The organism is Pseudomonas sp. TE3786 (assembly GCF_054057335.1).
This window is the reverse complement of record NZ_JBSRZF010000026.1, coordinates 1-21,168: the sequence shown is the minus strand read 5'-3', so window position 1 is coordinate 21,168 and position 21,168 is coordinate 1. Positions and strand designations below refer to the sequence as shown.

The window sequence follows — 21,168 nt, the reverse complement described above, 5'->3', positions numbered from 1 at the left end:
GCTCCTTGCCCAACAGGTCGGTGTATTCGGCCAGCTTGCCGCTGAAGGTGGTGATATTGGTGCTGACGTCGTTGAGCACGCTGACATAGCCGGCGTCTTTCACCGCGCCTTTCAAGGTTTCCGCCAGCTGCAAGGCGTCGTCGGCCTGGGCGATCTTGCTCGCCTGCGGGGCCTCGCCTTCCGCGGCCTTGCGGCTTTGTGCCAGACGCGCGTGGGCTTCGTTCATGGCTTGCAGCATCAGGCGCGACACCTGGCTGACCTGACCGGCCTGCTGGATAAATTCGGCACCGTTCTGGCCTTGGGAATCCTTCAGTTCATAGGCACCGTCGTCGGCCAGCCCGGCCTGCAGCAGATCGAGGTTATTGGCCACGCTGGTTACCGACCAACTGGCCATTTCCAGGGCCAGGTCCTTGGCCAGGGCCAACTCGACAAACTGATCGAACGAGGCGCGGTAACTGCTCAGGGCTTGTTCCACCGCCGCCATCGCCGGCGCACTGGCCGCTGATTGCCGCTTCAACGCAGCGGTGGCGGCGAGAATGCCCTCCACGCCTTTACGCAGCGAGTCGGCGGCTTTCGCATCGCCGCTGATGGAGAACGCCTGCTCGTCGAGACGCACGCGCAACACCGCACTGTTGATCGCCGACATCTGCTTGAGGCCGTCGAAGCGCTGGCTGATGGCCTGCAGCGAAGTCAGGCCGATGGCGGCGACCACGCCGGTGAGAAGCAATACCAGGCTAAATCCAGTGCCCAGCTTCTTTGCCATACCGAGGTTGGCAAAACGGCGTTGCAAGGCGGCAATCATCGCGCTAGTCCTCTATCGATCACATGCTCAACGACAGATCTGTCATTCAAGATTCGTGCGAAGTTGCGACGCCAGAGGAGGTTCTACAAGGGGCTTGAGCCAGCGGCATAGCAAATAGCTATGCCGAAGTCGTTTTCAGAACAAAAAACTGACGCCAAGGATTTATTCACGCCTGCGGCGCAGCATTGCGCGACGCCACCCCTGCCCTGCGGCCGCGCACACCGCTGGCAGCCAGCTGACGGGCTGCTGACAACAGACATCACACAACGAAAATTTACTTTTACGGCTACGCAAGTCGCCAGCGCCTACGCCAGCGCTCGGCTTTTCCCTTTGAAAGCTGCGTCGTTACTGAGCTAACGAAATTTATCCTCTAGCACTTTGGTCTAACAGTGCGTTGACAAAGGCGAATGGCTCTGCCGATAATCCCGCACAGTTGTACGACAACATATGACGACAATAACAATAAAAACGCAGGACCACGCCCATGACGACTCGTACCATCGCCAATCCCCTGCCGCGCCGCCCCTCGGCCCGGTCGTTCGTTCGCCCCCACGGGCCACCCCATCTTCTCGAATTCGCTGACGGCTAGTCGCTAAGCCGCAGCAATGGCTTGGCCGTGTTTACGGTTCAAGTTCAACGCCCTGGCACGGGGCACCACCGGTTCCACCCATGATGCAGGCCACGGTTTGGCCGGCAGTGGAACGGCTTTTTCAAAAAATGGGAGCACAACAACAATGACCACCCGCAAACCGACCACCCGCACCGCGCGCTCACTAACCCTGCTGGGTGCCGGCAGCTTGCTGGCTCTGCCACTGCTTGGTCAGGCCGAAGGTTTTATTGACGACACCAAGGCCACGCTTAACCTGCGTAACGCCTACTTCAACCGTAACTTCACCAACCCGGCCTACCCCAGTGCGGCCAACCCGCAGAACAAGGCCGAGGAATGGACGCAGAACTTCATTCTCGATGTGAAATCCGGCTATACCCCGGGCCCGGTCGGTTTCGGTGTGGATGTGCTGGGTCTGTACTCGCAGAAACTCGATGGCGGTAAAGGCACTGGGGGCAGCCAACTGCTGCCGATCCATGACGACGGCCGCCCAGCCGACAACTTCGGCCGCCTGGGCGTAGCCGCCAAGGCCAAGCTGTCGAATACCGAATTGAAGATCGGCGAATGGATGCCGGTGCTACCGATTCTGCGCTCCGACGATGGCCGCTCGCTGCCGCAAACCTTCCGCGGCGGTCAGGTGACTTCCCAGGAAATCACTGGCCTGACCCTGTACGGCGGCCAGTTCCGGCAGAACAGCCCGCGTAACGATGCGAGCATGGAAGACATGTCCATGAACGGCCGTGCGGCAGTGCTTTCCGACCGCTTCAACTTCGGCGGCGGCGAGTACAACTTCAACGAAAAACGCACCACCGTCGGCCTCTGGTATGCCGAGCTGGAAGATATCTACCAGCAGCAATATTTCAACGTGCTGCACAGCCAGCCGGTGGGTGATGTAACCCTGGGTGCCAACCTCGGCTACTTCATCGGCAAGGAAGATGGCAGCCAACTGGCCGGCGACTTGGACAACAAAACCGGCTTCGCCCTGCTCTCGGCCAAATACGGTGGCAGCACCTTCTATGTCGGCCTGCAGAAAGTCAGCGGCGACAACGCCTGGATGCGCGTCAACGGCACCAGCGGCGGCACCCTGGCCAACGACAGCTACAACTCCAGCTACGACAACGCCAAGGAAAAATCCTGGCAGCTGCGTCATGACTACAACTTCACCGCCGTCGGCGTGCCGGGTCTGACCCTGATGAACCGCTATATCAGCGGTGACAACGTGCACACCGGCGCGATCACCGATGGCAAGGAGTGGGGCCGCGAGTCCGAGCTGGCCTACACCGTGCAGAGCGGCACCTTCAAGAACCTCAACTTCAAGTGGCGCAACGCGAGCATCCGCCGCGACTACAGCACCAACGAGTTCGACGAAAACCGCCTGTTTATCAGCTACCCCTGGTCGCTGCTGTGATGTGACCGACGTCAACGGTGGAGCGGCACTATCGCTTGCTCCACCCGCCCTACTCCTCGTGTGTAAACACGTTTCGCCCGTCCTTGTGACGGGCTTTTTTATGCCTGTTCTACTGCGTTTCAGTAACGCCAGGAACAGCTGCCAGGAACAGCTGATAGCCATTAGCCGCCACCGAACATGGCAGCCCCCCAATCCAGGCATTATGCTGAGCACCATGCCTAGCCTCTATGCACCTTCACCCAGTTTTATCGACCTGCTGCTCGACGCCGTATGCGTTGTCGATCGCTCGGGTCACTTCGTCTATGTCAGCGCCGCCTTCGAACAGATTTTCGGCTACAGCCCGGAAGAGATCGTTGGCCGGCAGATGCTTGAGCTGGTGCACCCCGACGACCGCGACAGAACCATCCAGGCCGCCGCCGAAATCATGGCCGGCGAACCCAAGCTGCATTTCGAGAATCGCTATCTGCGCAAAGATGGCCAGGTGGTGCATATCATGTGGTCGGCACGCTGGTCGCCCTCCGATCAGTTGCGGGTGGCGGTGGCGCGGGATATCAGCGCGCGCAAACAGGCCGAGTCGATGCAGGCGGCGCTCTATGCGATTTCCGAAGCTGCGCACACTGCGGAAAACCTGCCAAGCCTGTTCGAGCGCATTCACCAGATCATCGCCGCGCTGCTGCCGGCGCTGAATTTCTCCGTCAGCCTGCGCGACGAACCAGACGGCGAGCTGGCGTTTGCCTATCACGTCGATGAGCAGCCCCAGGCGCAGACCAAAACCGATATCAGCCTGTTCAACCAGGAAATCCTGCGCAGCGGCCACGCGGTGTTGCTGACCCGGCAAACCCAACCCTGGCTACCCAAGCGCCTGCACCGTTTGCTCGGCAGCGATGGCCAACAGTGCTGGCTGGGGGTGCCGCTGCATTCGCACCAAAGCATCATCGGCACCTTGGTGTTAAAGCGTTATGCCGGCAGCGACCCGTACACCGACAAGCACCAGGAACTGCTGCAGTTTGTCTCCACCCAGATCGCCGCAGCCATCGAGCGCAAACAACTAACCGCCACCCTGCTGCATATCGCCCAGCATGATCAACTCACCGGCCTGCCCAATCGCGCGCTGCTGCATGACCGTCTGCACACAGCCCTGGCCCGTGCCCGCCGCGAATATGGGCAAGTGGCGCTGCTGTACCTGGACCTGGATAAATTCAAGGCGGTCAACGACCAGCATGGCCATGCCACCGGCGACCTGTTGCTGCAAGCGGTGGCGGCGCGGCTGAAGGCCAGCGTGCGTGAGGTGGACACCGTGGCGCGGTTTGGCGGCGATGAATTCGTACTGCTGCTGGAAAACGTCGAACTGCCCGACCATGCCCTAAAGGTGGCGCAGAAGATTCTCGACGCCTTGAGCCAGCCCATGGACTTGGCCGGTGTGCAGGTGCAGATCCTGCCGAGCATCGGCATGGCCTTCTACCCCGAACACGGCGACGCGCCCATGCAGTTGCTCAAGCAGGCGGACAGCTCGATGTATCACGCCAAGAATCAGGGTGGTAACCGCGTGGCATTCCACCCGCACAGCTAAACATCGGGGGTTTCAGGGGCGCTGCGCCTGTGCTTCCAACTGCGCCAGCCCCTGCTCAAAGGCCTGACCACACATTTTGTCCATATCCATGACCATATGCAGGGCCTTCATCAGCAGGTTCTTCGGCCCGCTCATGGCCCAGGTGACGCGCACCTTGTCGCCTTCGGGAACGAAGGTGAAGGCCACGTCGTTATTGGCGGCAAAGGGTTTGAGAAACTGCAGTTTCATGCGGATCAACTCATTCGGCCGGCTTTCGACAATGGTCGAACTGCCCTGCCCCACCTGCTTGTTACCCACCCAACTCTGCACCGCGCCGACCCCGCTGTTCGGGCCGCTGTAGGTCACCTGCATCTGCGGATCGAGCTTGGCCCAGGGCGACCATTGCTGCCACAGATGAAAGTCGTTGACCTGGGCAAACACCGTCGCCATCGGCGCAGCAATGCTGCGCGACCGTTGGACATGGAAGGTATCCGGCTGGCGCGACACCACCAGCAGCAACGCCGCCAGCACCAGCAGCACGGCAATCACGATAGAACTCAACATGGAGGCTCTCCGGGTCATGGTTCAGGCAGTCTCGTTCAAGTAAGCCGGCACTGGCACCGGGCATTTATGGCGCGCATGCGCTTCTGCTTGTGGTCATTGCTTGCAGCAGCTGTGGGCGGCACCGCTGGGTTGCTCATATTGGTCGTGCAGCTTCCACCAGAATTTGCCTGCACCGCCGAGGTCGGGCATGCCATCCCAGCCTTCGCGGCGACCGTAGGGGGTCAGGTCCATCCAGTTATTGGTGCCATCGAGCAGATCCAGGCCGCGGCCATAGCTGGAATAGGTATGGAACACCTGCTCGCCATCGCGCAGAAACACGCTGACGCCCGGCTGCTCGCCGCTCAGGTGGTGGTCCAGGCCCAGGCGCTGCAGCTCGGCCTGGTCGCGGTAGTTGTACTGCACCGGTGCCACGCTGGGGTCGAGGGTGACGTGGAAGTCGTAATTGAAGCGGCTGTTGAACGAAGAGAACCACGGCAAGCTCCAGCCCATGCGCTGCCGGAACGGCTCGATCTCGGCCAACGGTGCGCGGGACACCAGCACCAGTTGGGTATCGCGCGCCTGCATATGGGCCTGGTGGCCAATGTTATCGACCACAAAGGAGCAGCCCGGGCAGCCCTCGCCCGTGTCACGGTGAAACATAAAGTGGTAGACCAGCAACTGACTGCGGCCAGCGAATAGCTCCAGCAGGCTGACCTCGCCCTGCGGGCCCTCGAAACGGTAATCCGCCGTCACCGCCACCATGGGCAGGCGGCGGCGCTCCTGGTTGAGCAGGTCGCGCATTTTGGTAAAGGCCTTTTCCCGCACCAGCAAGGCTTTGCGCGCTTCAAGCCAGTGCTCCGGGCTGACGATTTCGGGTTTGCTGTTCATCGCGTTACCTCCGTTTGCAGGTGATTCGCTTAAACGTCCAACTCACGTACCGGCCGCACCTCGACGCAGCCCACCCGGGCAGCGGGAATCTTGCCGCCAATCTGGATGGCTTCGTTGAGGTCGCGGGCCTCGATCAGGTAGAAGCCGGCCAGTTGCTCTTTGGTTTCGGCAAACGGGCCGTCGGTGATAGACAGCTTGCCGCCGCGCATCCGCACCGTGGTGGCGGTTTCCACCGGGTGCAGGGCTTCGGCGGCGAGCATGCGGCCGCTGTCCTGCACGGCCTGCGCGTAGGCAAAACACTCTTCGTCCTTGGGACTGTCGGGCTGGCTGTGCAGCTCGTGTTCGTTGCTGTAGACCAGGCAGAGGTATTTCATCGCGGGCACTCCAGACAAAGGGGCTGTTTGCTCATTAGTCGAATGGCCTGCGCGCCAATCGACAGCCGTAGAAAAAATATTTCAGGCAGCGACAGGCGGTCGCCTACTGCTCGTTCAGTTCCCGCAGGCAGCCTTCGAGAAACTGCCGATCCGGCCCCTGCTGGGCCAAGGCCAGCGCCCGTTGATAGGCCGCTATCGCCGCCCGGTTCTGGCCCAGACGGCGGTGCAGATCGGCCTGCGCCGCGTGGGCCAGGTGGTAATCCGCCAGCTCGCCGGCGGCCAGGGCCTGCACTTGCGCGAGCGCCACCTCAGGGCCCTCGACCATGGCCAGCGCCACCGCCCGATTGAGCGCCACCACCGGCGATGGCGCGGCCTGCATCAGGGCACCGTAAAGACCGACGATCTGCTCCCAATCGGTGGCATCAGCGTGCGCCGCCTCGGCATGCACGGCGGCAATCGCCGCCTGCAAGGTATAGACGCCAAACTGCCGCGAGCGCAGGGCCTGCAGCACCAGGGCATCACCTTCGGCAATCAGCTCGCTCAACCACAGCGAGCGGTCCTGCTCACTCAAGCGCACCGGTTCGCCCTCTGCCGACAGCCGTGCCGGGCGTCGCGATTCGTTGAGCAGCATCAGCGCCAGCAGGCCCATCACTTCCGCCTCCGGCAGCAATTCCAGGAGCAGACGTCCCAGGCGAATGGCCTCGCTGGACAGGTGGCTGCGGGTCAGGGAATCGCCGGAACTGGCGAAATAGCCTTCGTTGAACACCAGATAGATCACCCGCAGCACCGCCTCCAGGCGCTCCGGCAGTTCGGCACGGCTGGGCACCTCATAGGGAATACCGGCGTCACGGATCTTGTTCTTCGCCCGCACGATGCGCTGGGCCAGGGTACTGGGGCTGCTGAGGTAGGCGCGGGCGATATCTTCGGTGCTCAGGTCGCAGATTTCCCGCAGGGTCAGGGCGACCTGGGCGTCGGCGCTCAGGGCCGGGTGACAGCAGGTGAAGATCAGCCGCAGACGGTCGTCTTCAACGCTGTCAACGTCGGTCTCATCGGTGCTCAGGGCGGCGAGCTGCTCGGCGTGCTGCTCGAGGGCGTCGAAACGCGCCTGACGGCGCAGATTGTCGATGGCCTTGAAGCGTCCCGCCGAGACCAGCCAGGCACGCGGATTAGCCGGCACACCGTCGCGTGGCCATTGCTCCATGGCGACGCGGAAGGCCTCGTGCAGGGCTTCTTCAGCCAGGTCGAAATCGCCGAGCAAACGGATCAGGGTGGCCAGCACGCGGCGCGATTCGTCGCGGTAGAGGGTGGCCAGGGTGTCGGTGAGGGTGGGCACCGGGACATCCTCGATTTGGGCTTGGGGAGATTCTAGGCTGCATTCGGGGGCTGTCGTACAGCGGAAGATTCTGGGCCCCAGCCTGCGCTGGGACGACGCAGGTTTGCGCTTCTATCACCGTCATCTCAGCGCAGGCTGGGATTCAGAAGGGCAGGTCAAGAGAAAATCCCCGCCCATAAAAAAGGTGCGCTCGTGGCGCACCTTGGGGTGTAGCGACAGCTCCAGGAAGAACGCCCCCAGGCTTGTGGCCCGAGCGCGGTTTGCGGGCAAGCCCGCGAACTCACAGCGGGGTCAGCAATTCACCGCGTTCGACAAAGGCCTGCAGATTGGCCAGCACCAGCTCTTCCATCTGCAGCCGGGTTTCTTCGGTGGCGCTGCCGACATGGGGCAGCAACATGACGTTATCCAGCGTGAACAGCGCCTCGGGCACCTTGGGCTCGGCTTCGAACACATCCAGGCCGGCACCGCCCAGGCTGCCATCCTGCAATGCGGCCACCAGCGCCTGCTCATCGATCACCGAGCCACGGGCGACGTTGATCACGATGCCGGTCGGCCCCAACGCCGCCAGTACCTCGGCGTTGACGATATGCTGAGTAGCCGCTCCGCCCGGGCAGGTCAACACCAGAAAATCGGCCCAGCGCGCCAGCTCCAGCAGACTCGCCGCATAGGTGTAGGGGCTGTCTTTGACCGGCGAGCGATTGTGGTAGCGCACCGCCATATCAAAACCGCTGGCGCGCTTGACCACCGCCAGACCAATACGCCCCAAGCCAACAATGCCCAGGCGCTTGCCACTGACCCGACGGGCCAGGGGGAAGTTGCCCTTGAGCCAGCCACCGGCCCGCAGAAAGCGCTCGGAGGCGGCCAGCTTGCGTGAGGTATCGATCATCAGGCCCATGGCCAGATCCGCCACGCAATCGTTGAGCACATCCGGGGTGGTGCTGACGGCAATGCCACGGTCGCGGGCGGCGTCTACAGCAATCGAGTCGTAGCCGACACCGAAGCTGCAAATCGCTCGGAGCTTGGGCATGGCGTTGAGTTGTGGCAGCGAGCAGCCGAAACGTGCCGAGGTGGCAAGCAGTTCGAACTCGGCACCGTGGGTGTTGAGGAAGGTGTGCGGGTCGGCTTGCTGCCACAGTGGGGTGACGTCGTAGTGATCGGCGAGGCTGCGGTGAAAGCGTTCGGTGATCGGGCCTACCTGTAGAACCTTGGGCTTGCTCATGCGGACTCCAACGTTTGCAGGGAATCGCGGCTGAAGCCGCTCCTACGAGGCCGCACAATCCGTAGGAGCGGCTTCAGCCGCGATGCTCTTGATCTACACCGGCACTCAGGTAATCGGTGCCGGGTTGAACAGGGTAATGTCGTTGTGCAGCTTGTGGTGCTCGGCCCAGGTTTTTTTCTTGCCGCTGGCCACATCCAGGTAGTAGTGGAACAACTCCCAGCCCAGCTCCTCGATGCTCGCCCGGCCAGTAGCGATGCGCCCGGCGTCGATGTCGATCAGGTCCGGCCAGCGTTGCGCCAGTTCGGTACGGGTCGATACCTTTACCACCGGGGCCATGGCCAGTCCGTAGGGCGTACCGCGGCCCGTGGTGAACACATGCAGGTTCATGCCGGCAGCCAGTTGCAGGGTGCCGCAGACAAAGTCGCTGGCCGGCGTGGCGCAGAAGATCAGGCCTTTCTGGTTAAAGCGCTCGCCAGGACCAAGCACGCCATTGATGGCGCTATTGCCGGACTTGACGATGGAGCCCAGGGACTTCTCGACGATATTCGACAAGCCGCCCTTCTTGTTGCCCGGCGTGGTGTTGGCGCTGCGGTCTGCTTCGCCTTTGGCCAGGTAACGGTCGTACCAGTCCATCTCGCGCACCAGCTCCTCGGCGACCTTTTTGTCTTGCGCTCGCGAGGTCAACAGGTAGATGGCATCGCGTACTTCGGTGACTTCGGAAAACATCACGGTGGCACCGGCACGCAGCAGCAGGTCGCTGGCATAACCCAGCGCCGGGTTGGCGGTGATGCCGGAGAAAGCGTCGCTGCCACCACACTGCATGCCCAGAATCAGCTCGGCGGCCGGCACGCTTTCGCGGCGGCGCAGATCGAGTTTTTTCAGGCGTACTTCGGCCAGTTCCATGATCTGTTCGATCATCTCGGTGAAGCCGTGGCTGGAGTCCTGCAACTTGTACAGCCAGGGTTCGCTGAGATCCACCGAGGCGTCGTCTTCGTGCATCACCTGGGCGGCTTGCAGCTTCTCGCAGCCCAGGCTGATCACCAGCGCTTCGCCACCGAGGTTGGGGTTGCGCGCCAGGTTGCGCACGGTGCGAATCGGGATATAGGCATCGGTGGCGGTGATGGCCACGCCGCAGCCATAGCTGTGGGTCAGGGCGATCACATCATCGACATTCGGGTACTTGGGCAGCAGCTCTTCCTTGATGCGTTTTACCGCATGGTCGAGCACCCCGGTCACGCACTGCACGGTGGTGGTGATGCCGAGGATATTGCGCGTGCCGACGGTGCCGTCGGCATTGCGATAGCCCTCGAAGGTATAACCCTCCAGCGGTTCCCCCCGGGCCGGCACCTCGGTGGCCAGCGGCAGGCTGTCCAGCGGCGGCGCGGTGGGCATGCGCAATTGGTCCTCCTGCACCCAGCTGCCACGGGGGATCGGCTTCAGGGCATAGCCGATGGTCTGCCCGTAGCGAATGATCCGTCCGCCCTCGGGAATATCCTCAAGGGTGATCTTGTGGCTTTGCGGCACCCGCTCAAGGGTGGTCAGGCCATCGGCGAAGGTGGTGCCCGCTGGCACCCCTTGGTCGTTGACCACAATCACCACGTTATCCAGCTCGTGCAAACGGATGTAGCGCGGCGAGTCGGAATGTTCAATCAACTGCATGACACTCGCTCCTCAGGAGTGGGCTGGTTTCAAGTCTTCGCTGTGGTGCAGGCCGCCACTGGTTGGCGGCTCTTTCAGCTCGATACGCTGAATCTTGCCGACGATCACCAAGTAGCTGAATACCGCGAGCAAGGCGTTGGCACCGACGAACACCAGGGCCCACTTGAACGAGCCCGTGGCGGCAATGATGTAACCGATCACGATGGGGGTGGTGATCGAGGAAATATTGCCAAAGGTGTTGAACAGGCCACCAGACAAACCGGCAATCTGTTTCGGCGAGGTATCGGCCACCACGGCCCAGCCCAGCGCACCAATGCCTTTACCGAAGAACGCCATGGCCATGAAACCTATCACCATCCACTCGGCTTCCACGTAGTTGCAGAACACCATGGTGGTCGACAGCAGCAACCCACAGACAATCGGCAGCTTGCGGGCAAAGGTCAGGGAATGGCCCTTGCGCAGCAGGTGATCGGAAATAACCCCGCCCAGCACGCCACCAATAAACCCGCAGATAGCCGGCAGGCTGGCGACGAAACCGGCCTTGAGGATGGTCATACCGCGTTCCTGCACCAGGTACACCGGGAACCAGGTGAGGAAGAAATAGGTGATGGCGTTGATGCAGTACTGGCTCAGGTATACGCCCAGCAGCATGCGATTGGTCAGCAGCTGACGGATGTAATCCCAGCGTGGGCCATCCTTCTTCCGGCTCTGGTCCATGTCCACCAGGCCGCCGTTGCTTTCGATATGGTCGATTTCCGCCTGATTGATGCGCGGGTGTTCCTTGGGGTTGTAGATGGTCTTCATCCAGATAACGGAGAAGATAACGCCCAACACGCCCATCACCACGAACACATGCTCCCAGCCCATGGCATGGACGATCCAGCCCATGATCGGCGCGAACAGTGCGGTGGCGAAGTACTGCGCCGAATTGAAGATCGCCGAGGCCGTGCCGCGCTCGGCAGTGGGGAACCAGGCCGCGACGATACGGGCATTACCAGGGAAGGACGGTGCCTCGGCAAAGCCGACCATAAAGCGCAGCACGAACAGCGTGGTCACGGCCCAGGCCACCGGCAGGCCGCCGACAAAACCTTGCAACAGCGTGAACATCGACCAGATGAAAATGCCCGCCGCGTAGACCTTCTTCGAGCCGAAGCGGTCCAGCAGCCAGCCGCCCGGAACCTGCCCGAGCACATAGGCCCAGCCAAAGGCGGAGAAGATATAGCCCAGGGTCACGGCATCGATGCCGAGGTCTTTCTGCAGGCTCGAACCGGCGATGGAAATGGTCGCGCGGTCGGCATAGTTGATGGTGGTGACCAGAAACAGCATCAGCAGAATCAGGTAACGCACCCGGGTAGGTTTGGTGTCTTGCATCGCGTGTTACTCCCACGTTTGTTCTTGTGGCGGGATAAAAATGCTGCGGGGTCCGCGGTTAGCGCACCAGGCAAGGCCGTTTGTTATCGAAGGTCCAATTCGGAATCAGGAACTGCATGGCCACGGCGTCATCGCGGGCATTCAGGCCCATGCCCTGGTACAGCTCGTTGGCCTTGGCCAGCGCATCCCAGTCCAGCTCCACACCCAGGCCCGGGGTCTTCGGCACCTGCACCAGGCCGCCTTCGATCTGCAGCGGGTTACGGGTCAGGTGCTGGCCGTCCTGCCAGATCCAATGGGTGTCGATGGCGGTGACTTTGCCCGGCGCGGCGGCGGCCACGTGGGTGAACATCGCCAGGGAAATATCGAAGTGGTTGTTGGAGTGCGAACCCCAGGTCAGGCCCCAGTCGTTGCACATCTGCGCCACGCGCACGGAGCCTTGCATGGTCCAGAAGTGCGGGTCGGCCAGCGGAATGTCGACCGACTGCAACTGAATGCAGTGGCCCATCTGCCGCCAGTCGGTGGCGATCATATTGGTGGCGGTGAGCAGGCCGGTTTCACGGCGGAACTCGGCCATCACTTCGCGGCCGGAAAAACCGTTTTCGGCACCGCAGGGATCTTCGGCATAGGCCAGTACGCCATGCAGATCACGGCACAAACTCACCGCCTCTTTCAGCGACCAGCCGCCGTTGGGGTCGAGGGTGATGCGCGCATCCGGAAAGCGCTCAGCCAGGGCGCGAATGGCTTCCACTTCCTGGGCACCGGCGAGTACGCCGCCTTTGAGCTTGAAGTCGTTGAAGCCATAGCGGGCGTGGGCGGCTTCAGCCTGGCGGACGATGCTCTCAGGGTCCAGCGCGGTCTGGTTGCGCGCGCGGAACCAGGCGTCATCGGCATCGTCTTCGCTGCGGTAACCGAGGGTAGTTTTATTTCGGTCACCGACATAAAACAGGTAGCCGAGCATCTCCACCGCCTCACGCTGCTGGCCTTCGCCGAGCAAGGCCGCTACCGGCACGTCGAGGAACTGGCCGAGCAGATCGAGCAGCGCCGACTCCAGTGCGGTGACGGCATGGATGGTGATGCGCAGGTCGAAGGTTTGCAGGCCACGGCCGCCGCTGTCGCGGTCGGCAAAGGTCTGCCGCACCTGGTTGAGCAAGCCATTGAAGTTGCCGATGGATTGCCCCAGCAGCAGGCTGCGGGCGTCTTCCAGGGTCTGGCGAATACGTTCGCCGCCCGGCACTTCGCCAACGCCGACATGGCCGGCGCTGTCTTTGAGAATAAGGATGTTGCGGGTAAAGAACGGACCATGGGCGCCGCTCAGGTTGAGCAGCATGCTGTCGTGCCCGGCTACCGGGACAACCTGCAATTCAGTGATGACGGGAGCGCTGGCATGCGCTTGCCCGGAGCGTGCTGTGTTCATAACCGTTTCCCTATTTGTTTTTATGCGGGGACTGGCTGAATTGATGTGTGTGGGGAAAGCGGCCGACGCCGCCCTCCCCGCCACCGCAACGGGGTTAACCGATGTAGGTGGTTTTTACCGTGGTGTAGAACTCGGCCGCGTAACGGCCTTGTTCGCGCGAACCGTAGGACGAGCCTTTACGACCACCGAACGGCACGTGGTAGTCCACACCGGCGGTTGGCAGGTTGACCATCACCATGCCGGCCTGGGCGTGACGCTTGAAGTGGTTGGCGTATTTCAGCGAGGTGGTGGCGATACCCGCCGACAGCCCGAACTCGGTGTCGTTGGCCATCGCCAATGCCGCTTCGTAATCTGCCACTTTCACCACGTTGGCCACTGGGCCGAAGATTTCTTCACGGCTGATGCGCATCTCTGCACTGCTGTCGGCAAACAAGGTGGGCGCGAGGAAGTAGCCTTCGGTATCGCAGGTCACCAGACCGCCGCCCGCCACCAGGCGCGCACCCTCTTCCTGACCGATGCCGATATAGCGCAGGTCCTGGTCGAGTTGGGCTTGGGAAACCACCGGGCCGATATCGGTGCCGGCTTTCAGGGCGTGGCCGACTTTGATCGACTTCATGCGCTCGGCCACGGCTTCAACAAACTTGTCGTGGATGCCGGCAGTCACGATCAGACGGCTGGAGGCGGTGCAACGCTGGCCGGTGGAGTAGAAGGCGCTTTGTACTGCCAATTCCACAGCCAGTTTGAGGTCGGCGTCGTCGAGGATGATCTGCGGGTTCTTGCCGCCCATCTCCAACTGCACCTTGGCACCGCGGGCGACGCATTGGGTGGCGATATTGCGACCCACGCCAACCGAACCGGTGAAGCTGATGCCGTCGACTTGTTTGTTATTGACGATGGTTTCACCGACCACACGGCCAGAGCCCATCACCAGGTTGAACACGCCAGCCGGGAAGCCGGCGCGGGAAATGATTTCGGCAATCGCCCAAGCGCAGCCCGGAACCAGATCAGCCGGCTTCAGCACTACGCAGTTGCCATAGGCCAGGGCCGGGGCGACTTTCCAGGCCGGAATGGCGATGGGGAAGTTCCACGGGGTGATCAGACCGACCACGCCCAGCGGCTCACGGGTGACTTCCACGGAAACGCCGGGACGCACCGAGGCCAGCACTTCACCAGCCTGGCGCAGGCATTCGCCAGCGAAGAATTTGAAGATATTGCCAGCGCGGGTCACTTCGCCGATGGCTTCGGGCAGGGTTTTGCCCTCTTCACGGGCCAACAGGGTGCCGAGCTCTTCGCGGCGGGCGAGGATTTCACTGCCGACTTTATCCAGGGAATCGCTGCGCGCCTGGATGCCGGAGGTGGACCAGGCCGGAAACGCCGCACGGGCGGCGTCGATGGCTTGGTTGACTTGGGCGACATCGGCCTGGGCGTATTCACCAATCACATCGGCCAGGTCGGACGGGTTGACGTTGTTCGAATAGCTGGCACCCGCCACCCACTCGCCGCCGATGAAATTATCGAAACGCTTTTGTTCGCTGTTGGCCACGGGAGCCTCCTGAAGAAACCACAGCCGCCTGGTGTGGCGGCTGGCTGATAACGGAATGCGCTAGGTTGCAGACCTCTTTCGAGGGGCGATTATTGCGGACCCTGGGCGTGGATCAGCGCCGCCAGTTGTTCGTACTCGGCGGGCAGCAGGTCGGTCAGCGGTGCACGTACCGGGCCGGCATCGTAACCAATGATCTTGGCACCGGCCTTGACGATGCTCACGGCGTATCCGGCGCGCTTGTTGCGGATATCCAGGTACGGCAGGAAGAAGTCATCAATGATCTTGCCGACGGTCTCGTGATCGTCTTTGGCGATGGCGTGGTAGAAGTCCATCGCGGTTTTCGGAATGAAGTTGAACACCGCCGAGGAGTAAACCGGTACGCCCAGCGCCTTATAGGCAGCGGCGTAGACTTCCGCGGTCGGCAGGCCGCCGAGGTAGCTGAAACGATCACCGAGGCGACGACGGATGGACACCATCAGTTCGATATCGCCGAGACCGTCTTTGTAGCCGATCAGGTTCGGGCAACGCTCGGCCAGCTGTTCCAGCAGGGTTGGGGTCAGGCGGCAAACGTTACGGTTGTAGACCACCACGCCGATTTTTACCGACTTGCACACTTGCTCAACGTGCAGGGCCACGCCCTCTTGGCTGGCTTCGGTGAGGTAGTGCGGCAGCAGCAGCAAACCTTTGGCACCCAGGCGCTCGGCTTCCTGGGCCATTTCGATGGCCTGGCGGGTTGGGCCGCCTACACCAGCCAGAATCGGTACGCTGCCGGCGCAGGTGTCTACGGCAGTCTTGATCACCGAGGAGTATTCGCGATTGGTCAGCGAGAAGAATTCGCCCGTACCACCGGCGGCGAACAAGGCCGACGCACCGTATGGCCCCAGCCATTCCAGGCGACGGATATAGGATTGGGGATTGAAATCGCCGGCTGCGTCGAAGTCAGTCACAGGGAAAGACAGCAGGCCGGAAGAGAGGATGGACTTCAGTTCTTGTGGATTCATTATTCGAACACCCTGTAAAGCGCGTAGTGGATTAAGGCGTGGCAGAAGGATCGCCCTGCAGCCAAAGAAAAGGCGCCGGGCTCAATCGCAAACGCAGAGTTACGTTATCGTACAACTATCAAGACTGTCATCCCCTTTTCTTTGCCGGTCGTCTACGACCATAGGCGTACTCGCCCTGCCCAACCTTGTTGCTTTACCCTCTTTCAGCATCACGCCAACCCGGCAAAAGGCTGTTCCAGAAGCCTTACACCTCCAACCACGGTAAGTTCCGCGGTGTCTGTAGTGCTAGGTTGAAGGCAGTCTACCGAGCAAAACCCCTAGCGAATTTTCTACCTAAGTCGCGTTGACAAAGATTGCGAGGGCTGTTGATAATCCAGCCAAGTCATACGACAACCGATAACAGCGCACCGCTATCGAGCATTGTTGATCGGCATTGATCGAACCCATAAAAACAAACACAAGAAATTCAGGGCCCCGTCATGACCAGTACCACTAACGCCCCCACTCCGTTCAATCGCCTTCTTCTTACCGGTGCCGCTGGCGGCCTGGGTAAAGTGCTGCGCGAAACCCTGCGCCCCTACGCCAAGGTGCTGCGCCTTTCCGATATCGCGGAAATGGCTCCGGCCGCCGGCAGCCATGAAGAAGTGCAAATCTGCGATCTCTCCGACAAACAGGCCGTGCATCAATTGGTCGAGGGGGTGGACGCCATCCTGCACTTCGGCGGTGTTTCGGTAGAGCGGCCGTTCGAGGAAATCCTCGGTGCCAATATCTGCGGTGTGTTCCATATCTATGAAGCGGCGCGCCGCCATGGCGTGAAGCGCGTGATCTTCGCCAGCTCCAACCATGTGATCGGCTTCTATAAGCAGGACGAGAAACTCGACGCCGCCTCCCCTCGCCGCCCGGATGGCTATTACGGTCTTTCCAAGTCCTATGGCGAAGACATGGCCAGCTTCTACTTCGATCGCTACGGCATCGAGACCGTGAGCATCCGCATCGGCTCCTCGTTCCCCGAGCCGCAGAACCGCCGAATGATGCACACCTGGCTGAGCTTCGCAGACCTCACCCAGTTGCTGGAACGCGCCCTCTATACCGCCAACGTCGGCCACACCGTGGTCTATGGCGCCTCGGCCAACGCCACCCAATGGTGGGACAACCGTCTGGCCTGCCACCTCGGCTACGCACCGAAAGACAGCTCGGAAGTATTCCGCGCCAAGGTCGAAGCACAGCCGATGCCGGCCGCCGACGACCCGGCGATGGTTTACCAGGGTGGTGCCTTTGTGGCCGCCGGCCCGTTTGGCGACAACTGAGCCACACCTGATTTAACGCTGTAGCGCTTCTCATAAAAACAACACAGAGAACTGCACTGCCATGGATGCTGAACTGATTGTCGACGCCCGCAACGCCACCGGTGAAAGCCCGGTGTGGAGCGTGGCGGAACAAGCCTTGTACTGGGTGGATATTCCCGCCCAGCGCCTGCACCGCTGGCGTGCCAGCGATGGCCAGAGCCACAGCTGGCAGGCTGCAGAAATGCTCGCCTGCATCGCCCGGCATGCCGATGGCAGCTGGATCGCCGGGATGCAAAGCGGCCTGTTCCGTTTGAGCGCCGAGGACGATGGCAGCCTCACCGGCACGCCCCTGGCAGCGGTCGAACACGCCCGCACCGAGATGCGTTTCAACGACGGCCGTTGCGACCGCCAGGGACGTTTCTGGGCCGGCAGCATGTTTCTCGATATGGCCGCAGGCTCACCGGTTGGCGCGCTGTACCGCTACAGCGCCGGCCAGCGCGAGCCACTCACCGCCCAGCTCAGTGACTTCATCGTGCCCAACGGCCTGGGCTTCAGCCCGGACGGCCGCACTATGTATCTCTCCGACTCGCACCCCAGCGTGCAGAGAATCTGGGCCTTCGATTACGACATCGACAGCGGCACACCGCGCAACCGCCGCCTGTTCGTTGACATGAACCACCACCAGGGCCGCCCCGACGGCGCAGCAGTAGACGCCGATGGCTGCTACTGGATCTGCGGCAACGACGCCGGCCTGGTGCACCGCTTCACCCCCGAGGGCAAGCTCGACCGTTCCCTCGCCGTACCGGTGAAAAAACCGGCCATGTGCGCCTTTGGTGGCACCCGGCTGGACACCTTGTTCGTCACCTCGATCCGCCCCGGCGGCGACCTCAGCGACCAGCCTCTGGCCGGTGGCGTGTTCGCCTTGCAGCCGGGCGTGCAAGGCCTGGAGGAAACACCGTTCGCCAGCTGAACCAGGCCACCGTCATCGGTAAAAAATCAGTAACAAGCCACCCTCAAACAAAAACAAAACCGGAGCTTTACGATGAACTTCAAACGTACCTTGCTAACCGCCGCCCTGCCCCTGGTGTTTTGCCTGTCGAGCAGCGCCCATGCCTTGAATATCAAGTTCGCCGAAGTGCACCCCACTGGCTACCCGCCGGTCGTGGCCGAACAGGAGATGGGCAAGAAGCTTGAAGAGCAATCCAAAGGCGAAATCACCTTCAAGATGTTCGCCGGTGGCGTACTCGGCTCGGAAAAGGAAGTGGTCGAGCAAGTGCAGCTCGGTGCCATCCAGATGACCCGCGTCAGCCTGGGCATCGTCGGCCCGGTGGTACCGGATGTGAACGTGTTCAACATGCCGTTTATCTTCCGTGACAACCAGCATATGCGCGACGTGATCGACGGCCCGATCGGCCAGGAAATCCTCGACAAGATCACCAACTCCGATTTCAACCTGGTGGCCCTGGCCTGGATGGATGGCGGCGTGCGTAACCTCTATACCAAGAAGCCGGTGCGCCAGATGGCCGACCTCAAGGGCATGAAAATCCGCGTGCAAGGCAACCCGCTGTTTATCGACACCATCAACGCCATGGGCGGTAACGGCATCGCCATGGCCACCGGGGAAATCTTCAGTGCCCTGCAAACCGGCGTGATCGATGGCGCGGAAAACAACCCGCCGACCATGCTCGAGCACAACCACTATCAGAACGCCAAGTTCTACACCCTGACCGGCCACCTGATTCTGCCGGAGCCGGTAGTGATCTCGAAAACCATCTGGGAAAAACTCACCCCCGAGCAGCAAGCCCTGGTGAAAAAACTCGCCCGCGAAGCGCAGTTTGAAGAACGCAAACTGTGGGATGAAAAGAACGCCAGCAGCGAAGCGAAGCTGAAAGCGGCCGGTGTGGAATTCATCACCCTGACCGACGCTCAGCGCAAAGAGTTCGTGGATGCGACTGCCCCAGTGCGTGCGCAATACGGTGCCCCGTATGCCGATCTGATCAAGCGTATCGAAGCCGTTAAGTAACCTCGTAGATCGACACTCCCGTAGGAGCGGCTTCAGCCGCGATGCTTGTGATCTCAACAACATCGCGGCTGAAGCCGCTCCTACAGGGGACCGCGACAAGTCCATCACCCTGAAAACGCCGCTGGTGAAGTCCCATGAGAAACACGCTGTTGCGCATCAATGACCAGATCTACCGCGCCTGCATCGGCATCGCCGGTGTGTCGGTACTGGTTATGACCCTGATTATTCCCTGGGGCATTTTTGCCCGTTACGTGCTCGGCAGCGGTTCCAGCTGGCCTGAGCCGACGGCCATTCTGCTGATGGTGGTATTCACCTTCTTTGGTGCTGCTGCCAGTTACCGCGCCGGTGCCCATATGGCCGTGGGCATGGCCACCGAACGCATGCCGCCGCCGGTGCGCAAAACCCTGGCGATAGTGGTGCAACTGCTAATGGCGCTGATCTGCATATTTATGATCAGCAAGGGTGCCAAGCTGTGCGCCGGCACCTGGAACCAGTACCTCGGTGAAATGCCGTCGCTGCGCGTGGGCATTTCGTACTTGCCGATTCCTATCGGCGGGGTGATCACGCTGATCTTCGTGTTGGAAAAACTCTTCCTCGGCGACCAAAGCAAACGCCGCGTCATGAGCTATGACGTTGAAGAAGCCCTGGAGGCCAAATAAATGGATGCGCTGATACTGTTGGGCAGTTTTATCGTGCTGATTCTGATCGGCATGCCAGTGGCCTATGCCCTGGGCCTGTCGGCGCTGATCGGTGCCTGGTGGATCGATATCCCTTTCGATGCCCTGATGATTCAGGTGGCCGGCGGGGTGAACAAATTCTCGCTGCTGGCGATTCCGTTCTTTGTTCTGGCTGGCGCGATCATGGCCGAGGGCGGTATGTCCCGGCGGCTGGTAGCCCTGGCCGGGGTGTGCGTAGGTTTCGTGCGCGGCGGTCTGTCGCTGGTAAACATCATGGCGTCGACCTTCTTCGGTGCCATCTCCGGCTCCTCGGTGGCGGACACCGCCTCGGTGGGTTCGGTGCTGATTCCGGAAATGGAAAAAGCCGGCTACCCGCGCGACTTCTCCACCGCCGTAACCGTCAGCGGCTCCGTGCAAGCCCTGCTGACCCCGCCCAGCCATAACTCGGTGCTCTACTCCCTGGCCGCTGGCGGCACGGTGTCGATTGCCTCGCTGTTTATGGCCGGTATCGGCCCGGGCCTGCTGCTCAGCGCAGTGATGATGATTCTGTGCATGATCTTCGCCCGTAAGCGCAACTACCCCAAAGGCGAAGTGATCCCGATGCGCAAGGCGCTGAAAATCGCCGCCGAAGCGCTGTGGGGGCTGATGGCCATGGTGATCATTCTGGGCGGCATTCTGTCTGGCGTGTTTACCGCCACCGAGTCCGCCGCGATTGCCGTGCTCTGGTCGTTCTTCGTCACCATGTTTATCTACCGCGACTACAAATGGCGCGACTTGCCCAAGCTGATGCACCGGGCCGGGCGGACCATTGCCATCGTGATGATTCTGATCGGCTTTGCCGCCAGCTTCGGCTACATCCTCACCCTGATGGAAATCCCCACCAAGATCACCACCGCGTTCCTGACCCTGTCGGATAACCGTTACGTGATCCTGATGTGCATCAACGTGATGTTGCTGCTGCTAGGCACCGTGATGGACATGGCACCGCTGATCCTGATCCTCACCCCGATCCTGCTGCCGGTGATTACCGGTATCGGCGTCGATCCGGTGCACTTCGGCATGATCATGCTGGTGAACCTGGGCATCGGCCTGATCACCCCGCCGGTGGGCGCGGTGCTGTTTGTGGGTGCCGCGGTGGGCAAGGTCACCATCGAAGCCACCGTAAAAGCACTGCTGCCGTTCTATGTGGCGCTGTTTGCCGTGCTGATGGCCGTAACCTATATCCCGGCAATCTCCCTGTGGCTGCCGAGCGTCGTTCTCTAAGCAAACGCACGCCTCGTAGGAGCGGGGGGGGGCCCGCGGGGGGTGTGAGGTGCACACCACCCCCGCGGCGCCCCCCCCCCCCGGGGCCCCCAAAATTAAAAAAAAACCCGGGTACCGGAAAAAAAAGCGCCCCCGCCCGCGCCGGGGCGAACGGGGGGGTGTGACTATCAACCCCAAGAACCAAAACCCCCAAAACACCCCCCCCACA

General features: G+C 61.5%; 17 protein-coding genes. 7 read left to right on the top strand and 10 right to left on the bottom strand.

Features of this window, described 5'->3' with window-relative positions; all coding sequences use genetic code 11:
• Positions 1–1,536: 1,536 nt before the first annotated feature.
• Both ACVW0Y_RS21700 and ACVW0Y_RS21695 read left to right on the top strand, forming a co-directional pair.
• On the top strand, positions 1,537–2,817 hold the full coding sequence (locus ACVW0Y_RS21700; RefSeq protein WP_457441176.1) for an OprD family porin: 1,281 nt from the start codon (positions 1,537–1,539) through the stop codon (positions 2,815–2,817).
• Positions 2,818–3,031: 214 nt separating this feature from the next.
• Positions 3,032–4,387: a diguanylate cyclase domain-containing protein gene (locus ACVW0Y_RS21695; RefSeq protein ID WP_457441175.1), complete on the top strand. Its 1,356-nt coding sequence runs from the start codon at positions 3,032–3,034 to the stop codon at positions 4,385–4,387.
• Between the two features lie 12 nt (positions 4,388–4,399).
• On the opposite strand, the gene ACVW0Y_RS21690 is transcribed toward ACVW0Y_RS21695, so the two are convergent.
• The 10 genes from ACVW0Y_RS21690 to kdgD all read right to left on the bottom strand — a co-directional run bounded on the left by ACVW0Y_RS21690 (position 4,400) and on the right by kdgD (position 15,711).
• Positions 4,400–4,930 (bottom strand): SRPBCC family protein, encoded by a 531-nt coding sequence (locus ACVW0Y_RS21690; RefSeq protein ID WP_457441174.1) that lies wholly within the window; start codon positions 4,928–4,930, stop codon positions 4,400–4,402.
• Between the two features lie 93 nt (positions 4,931–5,023).
• Positions 5,024–5,797 (bottom strand): DUF899 domain-containing protein, encoded by a 774-nt coding sequence (locus tag ACVW0Y_RS21685; protein WP_457441173.1) that lies wholly within the window; start codon positions 5,795–5,797, stop codon positions 5,024–5,026.
• Positions 5,798–5,826: 29 nt separating this feature from the next.
• Positions 5,827–6,171: a YciI family protein gene (locus ACVW0Y_RS21680; RefSeq protein WP_457441172.1), complete on the bottom strand. Its 345-nt coding sequence runs from the start codon at positions 6,169–6,171 to the stop codon at positions 5,827–5,829.
• 103 nt (positions 6,172–6,274) lie between these two features.
• Entirely contained in the window at positions 6,275–7,504 is a 1,230-nt protein-coding gene (locus tag ACVW0Y_RS21675; protein ID WP_457441171.1) for an RNA polymerase sigma factor, read from the bottom strand.
• 280 nt (positions 7,505–7,784) lie between these two features.
• Positions 7,785–8,723 (bottom strand): 2-hydroxyacid dehydrogenase, encoded by a 939-nt coding sequence (locus tag ACVW0Y_RS21670; RefSeq protein WP_457441170.1) that lies wholly within the window; start codon positions 8,721–8,723, stop codon positions 7,785–7,787.
• A 105-nt stretch (positions 8,724–8,828) separates the two neighbouring features.
• On the bottom strand, positions 8,829–10,382 hold the full coding sequence (gene garD, locus ACVW0Y_RS21665) for a galactarate dehydratase (RefSeq protein ID WP_457441169.1): 1,554 nt from the start codon (positions 10,380–10,382) through the stop codon (positions 8,829–8,831).
• Positions 10,383–10,394: 12 nt separating this feature from the next.
• Positions 10,395–11,753 (bottom strand): MFS transporter, encoded by a 1,359-nt coding sequence (locus ACVW0Y_RS21660; protein WP_457441168.1) that lies wholly within the window; start codon positions 11,751–11,753, stop codon positions 10,395–10,397.
• A gap of 58 nt (positions 11,754–11,811) precedes the next feature.
• On the bottom strand, positions 11,812–13,167 hold the full coding sequence (gene gudD / locus ACVW0Y_RS21655; RefSeq protein WP_457441167.1) for a glucarate dehydratase: 1,356 nt from the start codon (positions 13,165–13,167) through the stop codon (positions 11,812–11,814).
• A gap of 94 nt (positions 13,168–13,261) precedes the next feature.
• The gene (locus ACVW0Y_RS21650; protein ID WP_457441166.1) at positions 13,262–14,710 is read right to left on the bottom strand and encodes an aldehyde dehydrogenase family protein; all 1,449 of its coding nucleotides are present in this window, start codon (positions 14,708–14,710) and stop codon (positions 13,262–13,264) included.
• 89 nt (positions 14,711–14,799) lie between these two features.
• Complete coding sequence (kdgD, locus tag ACVW0Y_RS21645; RefSeq protein WP_457441165.1) at positions 14,800–15,711, bottom strand: 5-dehydro-4-deoxyglucarate dehydratase; 912 nt, start codon at positions 15,709–15,711, stop codon at positions 14,800–14,802.
• 479 nt (positions 15,712–16,190) lie between these two features.
• Here kdgD and ACVW0Y_RS21640 point away from each other — a divergent pair, with 479 nt between their 5' ends.
• The 5 genes from ACVW0Y_RS21640 to ACVW0Y_RS21620 all read left to right on the top strand — a co-directional run bounded on the left by ACVW0Y_RS21640 (position 16,191) and on the right by ACVW0Y_RS21620 (position 20,960).
• Positions 16,191–17,018: an NAD-dependent epimerase/dehydratase family protein gene (locus ACVW0Y_RS21640; RefSeq protein ID WP_457441164.1), complete on the top strand. Its 828-nt coding sequence runs from the start codon at positions 16,191–16,193 to the stop codon at positions 17,016–17,018.
• Positions 17,019–17,079: 61 nt separating this feature from the next.
• Positions 17,080–17,967, top strand: coding sequence for a glucurono-1,5-lactonase (locus tag ACVW0Y_RS21635; protein ID WP_457441163.1), 888 nt, complete (start codon positions 17,080–17,082; stop codon positions 17,965–17,967).
• A gap of 72 nt (positions 17,968–18,039) precedes the next feature.
• Entirely contained in the window at positions 18,040–19,020 is a 981-nt protein-coding gene (locus ACVW0Y_RS21630; protein ID WP_457441162.1) for a TRAP transporter substrate-binding protein, read from the top strand.
• A gap of 134 nt (positions 19,021–19,154) precedes the next feature.
• The gene (locus tag ACVW0Y_RS21625) at positions 19,155–19,679 is read left to right on the top strand and encodes a TRAP transporter small permease (RefSeq protein ID WP_457441161.1); all 525 of its coding nucleotides are present in this window, start codon (positions 19,155–19,157) and stop codon (positions 19,677–19,679) included.
• On the top strand, positions 19,680–20,960 hold the full coding sequence (locus tag ACVW0Y_RS21620) for a TRAP transporter large permease (protein ID WP_457441160.1): 1,281 nt from the start codon (positions 19,680–19,682) through the stop codon (positions 20,958–20,960).
• Positions 20,961–21,168: the final 208 nt, after the last annotated feature.